The organism is Hypericibacter sp. (assembly GCF_050729195.1).
GTDB lineage: Bacteria > Pseudomonadota > Alphaproteobacteria > Dongiales > Dongiaceae > Hypericibacter.
In genome coordinates this window covers 1-11,086 of record NZ_JBOHKS010000011.1, presented here as the reverse complement: position 1 = coordinate 11,086, position 11,086 = coordinate 1, and the positions used below count along the sequence as shown (strand labels likewise).

11 protein-coding genes are annotated in these 11,086 nt (G+C 63.3%); 6 read left to right on the top strand and 5 right to left on the bottom strand.

Going from position 1 to position 11,086, the window contains the following annotated elements:
• Positions 1 to 417 (top strand): SDR family NAD(P)-dependent oxidoreductase (locus tag ACREE8_RS00600; RefSeq protein ID WP_431571029.1); only part of this gene is annotated, 417 nt, incomplete at its 5' end.
• Between the two features lie 62 nt (positions 418 to 479).
• Here ACREE8_RS00600 and ACREE8_RS00595 read toward each other — a convergent pair.
• The 3 genes from ACREE8_RS00595 to ACREE8_RS00585 all read right to left on the bottom strand — a co-directional run bounded on the left by ACREE8_RS00595 (position 480) and on the right by ACREE8_RS00585 (position 3,321).
• Positions 480 to 1,007 (bottom strand): DUF4019 domain-containing protein, encoded by a 528-nt coding sequence (locus tag ACREE8_RS00595; RefSeq protein WP_431571028.1) that lies wholly within the window; start codon positions 1,005 to 1,007, stop codon positions 480 to 482.
• 242 nt (positions 1,008 to 1,249) lie between these two features.
• Complete coding sequence (locus ACREE8_RS00590) at positions 1,250 to 2,260, bottom strand: hypothetical protein (protein ID WP_431571027.1); 1,011 nt, start codon at positions 2,258 to 2,260, stop codon at positions 1,250 to 1,252.
• Positions 2,260 to 3,321: an ABC transporter ATP-binding protein gene (locus ACREE8_RS00585; protein ID WP_431571026.1), complete on the bottom strand. Its 1,062-nt coding sequence runs from the start codon at positions 3,319 to 3,321 to the stop codon at positions 2,260 to 2,262. Before ACREE8_RS00585 ends, ACREE8_RS00590 begins: the two co-directional genes overlap by 1 nt.
• A gap of 141 nt (positions 3,322 to 3,462) precedes the next feature.
• Between ACREE8_RS00585 and ACREE8_RS00580 the strand changes: the two genes are divergently transcribed.
• Together ACREE8_RS00580 and ACREE8_RS00575 are read left to right on the top strand one after the other, a co-directional pair.
• Positions 3,463 to 4,350, top strand: coding sequence for an SMP-30/gluconolactonase/LRE family protein (locus tag ACREE8_RS00580; RefSeq protein ID WP_431571025.1), 888 nt, complete (start codon positions 3,463 to 3,465; stop codon positions 4,348 to 4,350).
• A gap of 163 nt (positions 4,351 to 4,513) precedes the next feature.
• Positions 4,514 to 5,290 carry a glycosyl hydrolase 108 family protein gene (locus ACREE8_RS00575; protein ID WP_431571024.1) on the top strand — a complete coding sequence of 259 codons (777 nt, stop codon included), beginning with the start codon at positions 4,514 to 4,516 and terminating at the stop codon, positions 5,288 to 5,290.
• A gap of 26 nt (positions 5,291 to 5,316) precedes the next feature.
• Here the strand turns inward: ACREE8_RS00575 and ACREE8_RS00570 are convergent, their stop codons facing one another.
• Positions 5,317 to 6,507, bottom strand: coding sequence for a hypothetical protein (locus tag ACREE8_RS00570; protein WP_431571023.1), 1,191 nt, complete (start codon positions 6,505 to 6,507; stop codon positions 5,317 to 5,319).
• Positions 6,508 to 6,792: 285 nt separating this feature from the next.
• On the opposite strand from ACREE8_RS00570, the gene ACREE8_RS00565 reads away from it, so the two are divergent.
• From ACREE8_RS00565 to ACREE8_RS00555, 3 genes are all read left to right on the top strand, one after another.
• Positions 6,793 to 7,815, top strand: coding sequence for a methyltransferase (locus ACREE8_RS00565; RefSeq protein ID WP_431571022.1), 1,023 nt, complete (start codon positions 6,793 to 6,795; stop codon positions 7,813 to 7,815).
• 264 nt (positions 7,816 to 8,079) lie between these two features.
• Positions 8,080 to 9,318, top strand: a complete 1,239-nt coding sequence (locus ACREE8_RS00560) for an ammonium transporter (protein ID WP_431571030.1) — start codon at positions 8,080 to 8,082, stop codon at positions 9,316 to 9,318.
• Between the two features lie 16 nt (positions 9,319 to 9,334).
• Positions 9,335 to 9,679, top strand: coding sequence for a P-II family nitrogen regulator (locus ACREE8_RS00555; RefSeq protein ID WP_431571021.1), 345 nt, complete (start codon positions 9,335 to 9,337; stop codon positions 9,677 to 9,679).
• A gap of 118 nt (positions 9,680 to 9,797) precedes the next feature.
• Here the strand turns inward: ACREE8_RS00555 and ACREE8_RS00550 are convergent, their stop codons facing one another.
• Complete coding sequence (locus ACREE8_RS00550) at positions 9,798 to 10,913, bottom strand: ABC transporter substrate-binding protein (protein ID WP_431571020.1); 1,116 nt, start codon at positions 10,911 to 10,913, stop codon at positions 9,798 to 9,800.
• Positions 10,914 to 11,086 lie beyond the last annotated feature (173 nt).

Below are 11,086 nucleotides of genomic sequence, written 5' to 3'. Positions count from 1 at the left end.
CCCTGGATAATCACGCGGGCCTTGCTCGAGCCCTTTCGCGATAGGCGCGGCGTCATCGTCAATATAAGCTCCGACGCTGGGATCCTGGGCTATCCCGGGATCTCGACCTATTGCGCCACCAAGGGTGCGGTCATCGGCCTGACCAAGGCGCTCGCGATCGAGCTGGCGCCGGCGGTGCGCGCGATCTGCGTCTGCCCCGGCCCGATCGAGACCGACATGATGCGCCAGAGCCTCGAGGCCACGCCCGACCCCGCCGCGACGCGCAAGGTGTGGGAGGCCTACCCCGCGCTGCGCCGCGTCGCGCAGCCCGAGGAGGTTGCCGAAGCGATCCTCTTCGCCGCCTCGCCGCGGTCGTCCTTCATGACGGGCAACCTCATCGTGGTCGATGGCGGGGTGACGATGGGGAAGCGGGTGTAACGCGACGTCCCGCGCTTTTCTTATCCCTTACCCCTGTGAAGGTAGAGAGTGATCGCTATCGCTCAGGGCGCGGATGCGGGAGACGCCGTCGCTTCATAGTTGGGGCAGTATGCCGACAACGCGGCCCAGTTGCTGTCAAGGGCAGCGCGGGATTGCTGCTGGATGATTTTCTCCGCGGAGGCGTTGTCGATGAAATTTCTCTCTTCCCGCATGACCTGGAAATCGGCACCGAGCGGCCTCTGATAAAGGACCACATAGCCGCAATACCGATCCACATTTCCAAAGCGGGCGGCGATGTCTACAGCCGCATAAACCCCGGGGAAGGGAGCGTCAGCCGGGTCCTTCGTCCAAGTGACCTTCAATATACGCCGTTCGATCAGGGGGCCCGATTGTTCGTGGAACTCATGATTCTGCCGGATGAACTGCTCAAGAGGCTGTGTCTGGCGGTTGATTTCGGCCATCATCGCGTAGGCTTGCTGATATTGCTCTTTGTCGAGTGCGGAAAAGTAGTCGCCCGTTCTCTTGAGAACCTGCTGCTCTTGTGTGATGGAGGGCAGCCAGCCTGGCGCTGAGTCGGCGGTTATGTTCACCTCTCTGGGAGCGTTCGTCGCTGCGGATTCCCCACCGACGAGGTCTGGGCTGTCGCGGTGGCTCCCATGATGGCAACAAGGCCGATTGCCGTCATCGAGGCCGTCAAGATTACCCCCAGTTTCATGGTCGCCGCCCCTTTCCGACTCTAATACTCTTATGCGGAAATTATACCCGCAATGAGCGTATACTTAGCGAGTCCTCTCCCGCAAGAGGAGGGGTTTTGGTCTTTTTTACCCTACTTTTAGCCTCCCTCCACAGCCTCCACCCGAAACCGTGTCTTCCATGCTCGCTCCGGCGTGAACTCGATCGTCGTGGCGATGCCGCGCTTCGCGATGGGGTTGGCGGCGTTCGAGACCGGTGTCGAGAAATCGAACGCGGCTGCCAAAGGTTCGATGCCAAGGCCGGTGAAACGACGCTGCCAGGGATAGTCGCCGAGGCCTTTGTTGCTCATCCAGAGCAGGCAGGACGGCAGCACCGTGCGATCCCACTCGATACGAACCGTGGCCCGGGCAGCGCGATCGATGGCGGTGACCGGTCCCCGCATGCCGCAGAGCTGCACCACATCCTCGAACGGTTTGCCCAGAGGGAAGCGTGTCAGATCGATTGTGCCGCCGTCCCGCGCCGGCGCGGCGCTCAGCACGCCGAACTCGCATCCCGGCGCCGTCAGCATCAAGTCCGGCTCGACGATCGCGGGATAGGTCAGGCCGAACTCGAATTCCGGCGCCTCCAACTCGATGTTTTCATCGAGCCGCAGGATGAAATGCTGCCCGAACGGCAAGCGCACCGCGCGGCGCGCGATCACTTCGATGGCGATGTCCACGACCGGCCGCGCTGGATCGGGGCGGATCTCCTGGCGGATCGACGCAATCGCGTGGTCGACCGGATAATCGTAGCGCAGCGACAGAGGCACATCCGAGGTTGCCACCATGCGCCAACTCTCGTTGGCACAAAATCCGTGCGGTGGATCTGCCTGTTCGGTGAAGGGCATCCCGCGCCAGGCTGGCGCCAGCGCGCCCGGCTCGCTGGCCATACCGAAGGGCAGACAGGGAAAGGCGCCGCGCAGCCGCTTCAGATGGCCCGGTATCGCGGGCGCATCGACGGGGATGGTCTCATCGGACCAGGGCGCCACCGCGAAGATCGAGAGGTGGCGGCCACTCTTGAGCTTGAAGCGCAGGGGCCCGATCATGCCGCCCGGCGGCTGAACCTCCAGCGCGCCATGGGGCCAATCCAGGTGCCAGGCGTCGGCTGCCATCAAAGGGCGCCGGGACGATCCTCGAGCACCCGCTGCTCGGCCTGGGCCCAACCGACCCGCAAGGACTGCCCGACCTCGATGCGGCGGGCCTGCGGACGGTCCTGCGCGGTCAGCTTCTCGCCGCTGGGGAGAGACAGCACATATTTGTTGTGGGTCCCGAGGAAGACGACCTCCTCGATGACGCCCGTGACCGAGAGATCGGCGCCGCCGCCCTCGGTCAGCGGCTTCACCGCTTCGGGGCGGATCACGATCGCGACCTGGCCGTCGGTGCCCGGCGAGGCGAACTCGACGCCGCATTCGGCCCCGATCCGTCCGCCGCTGCGCCTTGCCTTCAGCAGATTGGCCTCGCCGATGAAGCCCGCGACGAAGCGGCTGGCGGGCGCGAAATAGATCTCCTCGGGCGCGCCCAGCTGCTCGACCCGGCCCGCATTCATGACCGCGATCCGGTTGGCGAGCGCCAGCGCCTCGCCCTGGTCGTGGGTCACGAACACGAAGGTGCCGCCGATCGCGCGATGGATCCGGCGCAGCTCCTCCTGCATCGCCTGGCGCAGCTTGAGATCGAGCGCCGCCAGCGGCTCATCCAGCAGCAGCACGCGCGGCTCCATGACGAGGGCGCGGGCCAGCGCCACGCGCTGCTGCTGCCCGCCCGAAAGCTCGGTCGCCGACCGCTCGCCATATTCCTCGAGCCGCACCAGCGCCATCGCCTTAGCCACGCGCCGCGAGACGTCGTCGGCCGGCAGCTTCTTGAGCTTGAGCCCATAGCCGACGTTCTGGCGCACATTCATATGCGGGAACAGGCCGTAGCCCTGGAACACCATGTTGGTCGGACGGCGCTCGGGACCGAGATCGGTGACGTCCTGTCCATCGACCTCGATGCGGCCGGCGCTGGGCTCGACGAAGCCGCCGATCATGCGCAGGAGCGTGGTCTTGCCGCAGCCCGAGGGGCCGAGGATGGCGAGGAAATCGCCGCGCCGGATCTCGAGGTCGAGCGGATGCACGGCCGCGACCGGTCCGAAGCTCTTGCTGACGCCCTTGAGGCGCACCGCGACGTCGCTGGTCACCCTTGTTCTTCTCCCCGATCCTTGCGCCCGCGCGATTTCCGGAATATCGGACCCGCGGCCGCACTTGTGAGCCCCTGGCAGGAACTCTACCCTGCGCGGCCGGGAACTCAAGCACCGCCGCCAGGAAAGGAACCGCCCGCGATGACAGCGTCCGCGTCGGAGTGGCAGATCGTCTCGCAGACCCGCGACAAGCTGGGCGAAAGCGCGCTGTGGCATCCGCAGGAGCAGGCGCTCTATTGGATCGATTTCTACGGGCCGACCCTCCATCGCCGCGACCCCGCCTCGGGCCAGCAGCGCGACTGGATCATCGCCGGCCATGAATCGATCGGCTCGGTGGCCTTCTGCGCCGACGGACTCTTCCTGCTGGCGCTCGAGAACGGCGTCTATCGTTTCGATCAACGGACCGGCGAGCTTGCTCTCTTCGGCGACCCCAATCAGGGCCGCGCCGCCATCGGCTATAACGACGCCAAGGTCGACCGGCAGGGGCGCTACTGGGTCGGCACGCTCGACGCCAGGGAGAAGCTGCCGCGCGGCATCTTCTATTGCGCGCGCTCAGGCAGCGACTGGCGCGTCGGCGACAGCGGTTTCGTGGTCTCGAACGGCCCGACCTTCAGTCCGAAGGGCGACCGCCTCTATTTCAGCGACAGCATGGGCGGGCGCATACTGGTCTATGCACTCGATCCGGCGAGCGGCAGGCTCGGCGAAGCGGAGGAGTTCCATCGCTTCGCCGCCGCGGACGGATTTCCCGACGGGCTCACGGTCGACAGCCAAGGCCAGATCTGGTGTGCGCTCTATGGCGGCGGCAAGGTGGTGCGCTTCGGCGCGGACGGGAAGCTCCAGGAGGAACTCGCGCTCCCCGTCCCCAATGTGACGAGCTGCTGCCTCGGTGGACCGGCCCTGCGGACGCTCTATGTCACCACCGGCCATACCGCGGACAAGCCCGCGCAGGATCTCGGCGGCGCGCTCGTCGCGCGCGAGGTGGCGACGCCGGGACTGCCGGAGCCGCTGTTCAGGCCGGCGGAGCGGTGAACAGGCATTTTGTGAGCACCAAGCGATCGGCCGCGCGCCGATAGAGTCCCAATCTGAAGAGAGTGAGCGATTTCGAACCGCATCGATGGCTGAGGTTTTGATTGACAGTTTTACGCTTTTAGCGTAAAATTATGTCTTTACTCCTGACTTCTGGAGATGTCTGGTGCTTCAAAATCCGCCCCAAGGCCCGAAATTCGCTGCCGATGGACTGAAACATCTCGCCGACCAGATTGGCGACGCGCTTCGCCGTGAGAAGCAGCCGCAACTTGCCGTCGCTCCGGTTTCCATCGACAACGCACAGCCCACCACAACCAGCTGGCCGCCTCATGGCCGCACGGGCCGACCGCGGGTCCAAGCCATGCTGGATGAAATCATGAGCCTCGAAGGCGGACTCTCAAACAATCAGTACGATCCGGGCGGCCTCACTAATTATGGAATCAGGCAACAGACGCTCGATGCCTGGCACAACCTGAGCGGCAATCCCGGCCTTGTCGGAATTCCCGAGAGCGTCCGAGATCTCACGATCGGGCAGGCCAGGGCGCTGATGCGAAAGATCTTCTATGACCATTATCAGCTGCGCCGGATCAAGGACTACAACGTTGCGCATCACATCTTCGATACCTTGATCAACACGAGCACCGATTACGCCCGTGACATGATTTACGGCGCCATCGATGATGTGATGCGTCGGCAAAGTCTCTACGATGAGCATCATGCACCGCTGACTGACTTACCGAGCGGCGGCGTGGGCCCCCAAGGTAAGGACCGCATAAACTGGCTCGTCGATCATGGTTTCAAGACTGCGTTTCAAGATGCATTGGTAGATCGGCGGCGCGCCCACGCAGAAGAACAGAAGAACTACGACAAGCTCGGCGGGCTACTGCCACGGATCGAGCGGTTCCGCCCGCCCAATCATCCACCTGAAGGCTGGTATGAATGATCCGATCGCCGCGCTGAGCGTACTGACTATTGCTGCGGTCGTTTGGCGGACTTGGGGTTCGAGCAGGCCTCGTCTTTACCTTCGCCGGGCTCACAAAAGCCCTCCGGCGGAGTCCAGAGTTGCCTTGTTGTGACTAGGTTACCGCTTTCGTCAATGATCGCCTCAATGACGCCAGGAACGCGAAGCTCATAGCCACCCGTCTCCAGCGAGATCGCGAAAGTGCCATCAGTTCTGTGGGACGTTATGTTTCTTGCGATGGGCACCCGATCGAGCTCCAATTGCCCCCGGCCAACGCGAATTCGTACGACATAATCTGGCACGCTGTAGGGATAGCCCGCCGCCGCCACGACTTCCTGCTGGTCCCACCCGAGGCTGAGCGGGCCCAGCCAAAGATTGCGAGGAATGCTGCGGCGTGCGATCTCCTGGCCGTCTGGCGATAAGGCAACGAGATATTCGTAGTCATGCTCGCAGGCGGCGTACCAGATAAGACCCATGTATTCGTTAGAGCGGCCTCCAATCAGAATCAGCATCGTGCCATCCTTCAGAATGACCATATCATTCGGAAAATTTCCCCCTCCCTGCCGGTCCCGCCAACGCCAGAGAAACTCACCCTCCGCCGACACACGCGCAACGACCGCGCCGTCTCCGCAGTATCCCTTCCTCGAAGGAACGGACTCCCACCAGGAAACGAGCACGGAATTGCCGTCCGCAAGAATCACACCTGACGCTGCGGTTGCATATTCCTCGGTCCCCAAACCAAGATCGATATGGGCCATCAACCTCTGCTGCTTGGTGGCGCGCATCAGATTCCCGTAGCTGTTCAGGAAAAAGACCGCGTCACCGATCACGACCACGGATGGTGTGAATCGGTTGATCGGGCCGATACCGTCCCCGCCCACCATGTAATAGTCCTCTTCGGCCATCGTCTTCGGATCGATGATGCGGAGATAGCCGTTCTCCCTCGGTGCCGTATTGCCGGCAACGGCCAAGCGCCCGTCCAGCAACCATTGCCGGAAGCGGACCACATCGTCTCGTTCATCGACCCATGGAGGCGGTTGTAAGGGTGGGATGGTACCGAGGGTCGGATGCGAGTCCTCGGCATCCTGGGCGATGGCCCCGCCGACGACGATCGTCAAAGCAAGAAGAAAGGCAGCCGCGGTACATAGGCGCCGTTGTTGACGGCGAACAAGGCCCATCGCAATTTTCCGATCACGCATGACACCACCATAGGTTGTTTATTATACAGCCTGTGATTGTGGCACGGTCAAGGCAAGACTCGAACATTTTTGACCAAACGCGGTTGCTCAATGACCCAGCATGCCCGGCCGTCCGCTCCCTCCTCTTTCTTGCTGGCGCCGTTCGTAATCAGATAGTTGGCCGGCGTAATTGACATCTCGACAGTTTGAGACCACAAACGCCGCTGGCGGAAGGCGGCGAGCTCAAATTCCTACGCCCAGCGTCAGCCCGGCGCAGCGGCGCCGTCGAAGCTTTGGGGGCGCCCAATGTCTGATTTGAATCCGTCCCACATCCTCCAAGTGGGGATGGGATTTTTCGCTTCGAAGACGCTTCTGTCCGCGGTCGAGCTGGGGCTCTTTAGCGAGCTTTCCAAGCGGGCGATGACGGGCGCCGAGATCGCTCGGACCCTGGAGCTTAGCCCCCGCGCGGTGCCGGATTTTCCAGACGCGCTCGTGGCGCTCGGCTTCCTCCGGCGTGAAGGCCACGGCGCCGACGCCACCTACACCAACACCGCCGAGAGCGGCAAGTTTCTGGACCGCAATAGTCCCGATTATATCGGTGGCATTCTCGAGATGGCGAACGCTCGCCTCTATGGATTCTGGGCGGATCTGACAGAGGCGCTCAAGACTGGGGGGCCGCAGAACGAGACGAAAAATTCCGGCAAGTCGATGTTCGCCAAGCTCTACGAGGTTCCTGAGCGCCTCGAGCAGTTCATGAACGCCATGTCCGGCATTTCCGCCGGCAATTTCAGAACCTTCACGCAGAAGTTCGATTTTTCCCGGTATCGCACGCTGTGCGACGTCGGCGGCGCGACGGGGCAGCTCTCCTGCATGGTGGCGGCCGCCCACCCACATATGCGCTGCACCAGCGTCGACCTTCCCAATGTCGTGTCGATTGCGACGCGGCGAATTTCTCAGGCCGGACTCAGCGACCGCGTCGTGGCCATGGCCGGCGATTTCTTCGCCGACCCACTGCCGAAGGCCGACGTGATCACGATGGGGATGATCCTCCACGATTGGAATCTCGAAAAGAAGAAGATCCTGATTCGCAAAGCCTATGATGCGCTGCCCGAGGGCGGTGCCTTCGTCGTCATCGAGGCTCTCATCGACGATGCGCGCCGCGAGAACGCATTCGGCCTGTTGATGTCTCTCAATATGCTGATCGAGTTCGGCGATGCCTTCGACTATTCGGGCTCCGACTTCGCCGGCTGGTGCCGCGAGGCCGGCTTTCGACGTTTCGAGGTCATTCCCCTGATGGGCCCCTCGAGCGCGGCTGTCGCCTACAAGTGACTCTTCGACAGCCGCCATCTCCGCGGTATGGCCCAATCTTGCCAATACCGGCCCAGAGCGACATGATCGGTGCCAACAACCCGGCGTCCGGCGGATATCGAATGACGGGTCGAGCATCGTGACACTTGGGTGACGGCTTAATTTCCCAGGGGACGATGAGGTATCGCAACTGGGGGGACTATCATGACCTGGCTGGCTGGGAGACATGCTCCGTTCGGGCGGAGCATGGGGGTTGGTGCTGTGATTCTGTCTGTCCTCGTCCTGATGGCGCAGCCAGCCTGGGCCCAGGGCGGCGCCATCGATACGGGCAACACCGCCTGGATGCTGACCTCGACGGCGCTGGTCATCCTGATGACCGTGCCGGGCCTTGTGTTGTTCTATGGCGGCTTGGTGCGCAAGAAGAATGTGCTTGCCACCTTCGTCCAATGTTTCGCGACCTGCGCGCTCACCTCCATCGTCTGGATGATCGCCGGCTATAGCCTCGCCTTCAGCCCAGGCAACGCCTTCATCGGCGGCTTCAGCGCCCTGTTCCTCGACGGCATGGAGGTCGGCTCGACCGTGGGCACGATCCCGGAATCGGTCTTCATGACCTTCCAGATGGCCTTTGCCGTGATCGCGCCGGCGCTGATCACCGGGGCCTATGCGGACCGCATGAAATTCTCCGCCATGCTCGTCTTCAACGCGCTCTGGGTCCTGCTGGTCTATGCTCCGATCTGCCATTGGGTCTGGGGCGGCGGCTTCCTCGCGACCGAGGGCGTGCTCGATTATGCCGGCGGCACCGTGGTGCACATCAATGCCGGCGTCGCGGGGCTCGTCGCCGCCATCGTCATCGGCAAGCGCCTGCGCTATGGCAGCGAGCATTTCCCGCCGCACAGCCTGGCGCTCTCGGTCGTCGGCGCCGCTTTGCTCTGGGTCGGCTGGTTCGGATTCAATGCGGGCTCGGCGCTCGCCGCCGACGGACGGGCCGGGATGGCGATGGCCGTGACCCAGATCGCCGCCGCCGGCGCCGCTTTGTCCTGGATGGTGGTCGAGTGGATCCTGCGCGGCAAGCCGAGCGGTCTCGGCCTCATCTCGGGTGCCGTGGGCGGGCTCGTGGCGATCACGCCCGCGGCCGGCTATGTCGGTCCCGCCAGCGGCCTCGCCATCGGATTGATCGGCGGGGCCGCCTGCTACTGGGGCGCCAATGGACTGAAACGCTGGCTGAACTACGACGATTCCCTGGATGCGTTCGGCATTCACGGCATCGGCGGGATCGTCGGCGCGATCCTCACCGGCGTCTTCGCTACCACGGCGATCGGCGGAACACCGGGCCTGGTCGAAGGCAATGTCGATCAGGTCCTGAAGCAGCTCTGGGGCACGGCCGCCACCATCGGCTATTGCGCGGCCGTCACCTGGGTCATTCTGTTCGCGATCGGCAAGACGATCGGGTTGCGGGTCGACGAGAAGACCGAGACGGTCGGCCTGGATATCTCGCTGCACGGCCAGCGCGCCTACGAGATGTGAAGGGGGAGAGCAGAACATGAAATATGTCATCGCCATCATCCAGCCGCATCGGCTGGAGGACGTCCGCGACGCTCTCGTCGGGCTCGACATCGCGGCCTTCACCGCCAGCGAGGTGCGCCGCTTCGGCGACAGCGAGGAACATACCGAATTCTATCGCGCCGCCGAGTTCAATGTCGGGTTCCTGCCCAAGACCAAGATCGAGTTCGCGGTCTCCGATGCGCTCGCGGAGCGCGCCGTGAAGGCGCTGCGGGATGCGGCCACCACGGGGAGCATCGGCGACGGCCGGATCTATGTGCTCGACCTGGCCCAGACCGTGCAGATCAAAAGCGGCAAGATCGACGCCGACGTGGCGGGGCTATAGCGCCCCTTTCGATTTGTTGTCTCCTCCCCCGCTTCGCGGGGGGTGGATCAAGGAGGGGGCTGCTCGGTCCAGCGGCCCTCTCCCGCAAGCGGGAGAGGGGACAGTCGACGCGCCGGCGTCAGATGCCGGCCTTCACCGCCTCGAACATCTGGATGTATTTCTCCTTGAACGCGGTCGGCGTCTCCTCGAAGAAGACGCCTTGCTTGAACAGCGCCACCGGATCCTTGAGGCCGAGCTCGGCCAGGCGCTCGGGCTTCACAAGATCAAAGGATTTCCGGTTCGAGTGGCCGTAGCCGTCGTTGTCGATCAGGTATTGGCCGCTCTGCGGATCGATCATGGCATCGATGAAATCGTAGGCCGCCTGCTCGTCGCCGGGGGCCCCTTGGACCAGGGCCATGCCGCAGACCCAGGTCAGGATGCCTTCCTTGGGGTTCATATAGGCAACCGGGATGCCCTGCTTCTTGAGCGCGACCACCGAGGCGTTCCAGGCATAGGCTGCGACCAGCTCGCCCGAGGCCAGGCCCTGCTCGACCGAGGTCTGATCGGTCCAGTAGTAGCGCAGCAGCGGCCTCTGCTTGATCATCAGATCCCTCACCTTGGCGAGTTGCTCGTCGTCGAGGGTGCCGATGTTCTTGAAACCCAGCACCAGCGCCGCCGAGGACACCGCGCCATCGACGGAATCGTAGGTGGCAAGCCGGCCCTTGTACTTCTCGTCGAACAGAAGCATCCAGGAATCGGTATTGCTGTCGACGAGGTCGGTGCGGTAGAGCACCGACGAGTTGCCCCAATCGAACGGCACGAACAGCGCCTTGCCGTCCTTCGAGGTCCCCTTGATCGTCTTCAGCTCGGGGAAGACGTCCGCATAATTTTGGAGACGAGAGGTGTCGACGGGCTTGATGATGCCGGCCTCGTACCAACGCGGCACCGAGTAGCTGCAGGGATGAGTGATGTCGGGGCGATAGCCCGAGCGCATCTTCTGCAGCGCCTCCTCTTCCTCGCCGAATGTGGAATGGTTGGGTTCATGCCCATACTTGGCCGTGAAGGCCTTGTGCAGATTCGGATCTTCGTAGGTGGCCCAAGTATAGTACTCGATCTGCCCGGTCTCGGCGGCGCCATCGCGCGCCAGCAGCGGCAACGTCATCAGCCCCACACCGGCCGCGGCCGCGGCACGTGCAAACTGGCGGCGCGTCAGACGGCCCGCAGCCAGTCGGTCCAGCAGTTCATTCTTTTCCATGGCGAACTCCTCCCTATGACGGCTTTTTGATTCTTGTTTTCGCCGGTCCGATACGGGAGCGCCGCCCATGCCCGGATCCGACCTGAGCGCAAAATCCTATCGTCTTTTGCGCCGGCTTGAACAGGCCTTCGGCGGGCACCGTTCACCTGCGTCCGGAGTTGTCGGCAGCACCA